Source organism: Bowdeniella nasicola, from assembly GCF_001907295.1.
In the GTDB taxonomy this organism is placed as follows: Bacteria; Actinomycetota; Actinomycetes; order Actinomycetales; family Actinomycetaceae; genus Bowdeniella; species Bowdeniella nasicola.
On record NZ_MQVR01000176.1, the window covers coordinates 1 to 955 of the forward strand.

1 protein-coding gene is annotated in these 955 nt (G+C 59.2%); it reads right to left on the reverse strand.

Going from position 1 to position 955, the window contains the following annotated elements; all coding sequences use genetic code 11:
- Positions 1-707 precede the first annotated feature (707 nt).
- A complete protein-coding gene (locus tag BSZ39_RS14010) occupies positions 708-860 on the reverse strand; it encodes a hypothetical protein (protein ID WP_158025226.1) in 153 nt (50 codons plus the stop codon).
- Between the last annotated feature and the right edge of the window lie 95 nt (positions 861-955).

A 955-nucleotide genomic window follows, 5' to 3' on the forward strand; every position in this document is an offset into this window, starting at 1 on the left:
GTGAGTTGTAGAAGATGAACTCGAGGATCACGCGGTGACCGCCCTGCTGTCCAGCACGACCACCCCGCTACACCACTATGAGGGACTCAACTTCGACCTCGAGCGATAGCCAGCATTAGTGCGGCTCGCTCACGGGTTAGCTCGACGGATCGCGCCCTGAATAGAACGCCACCTCATAGGGGGTGGAAGGCGTGACGGCGAACATCCACCTTGAGTGGCGCCGCATCGGTCTTCAGTGGCAACGCGTAGGTCGTGATGCCTAAGGCGCAGGGCCTTTGGCCATCTCCTTGCCATCAACGGTGAGAGTGGAGAGCGCGTCGGCGTCTCCGCATACCGCAATTGCCGTGACGCGTTCGCCAGGTGACGGGGTAACCGAGATCGGCTGTGGGTCGTCTGCCGTGACCGACGTCAGTAGCCGCGCCACCTGCCAGCCGTTGTTGACGACGTCAAAACTTAAGACCTCGTCTGACTTGTGGAGGTAGGCATCAATCCCGCCGCGCCGCGGACTGGCCTGAATATCTCGTGCGCCTGACCTTTAACGTCTAATGCCGTTGAGGGGACTTGCCGGGGGAGTGGGACCGCCAAGAGTGCACCCGGCGAGCAGTAGGCAGCCGAGGCCGGTAGCGACGACATGTACCGGCATTGCTCGACGGTGAGATTTCATCTCTTTACTTTAGGATCGCCGAATTGAGCGATCAAGAAAAACTTTACGGACGAATCTCTGACGGGTTTCCGTAGATCTCTCGAAATTCACCGATGGCCGCCATCTTGTGGATACGGGCGATGCGTTCGATCGCGTCCTGATTCCCGCCTTCGATCGTCGCAAGAATCCGGTCGTGTTCCGTCGCCGACGTGCGCATCCGGTCAAGTCCCTTGTAGTGGTGTAACGGCGTTTTCCTCTCGTTTGGGGTTTTAGCTTGCTAGTGCGGGCGTGTCGGTATCGGTCATGGTCGTG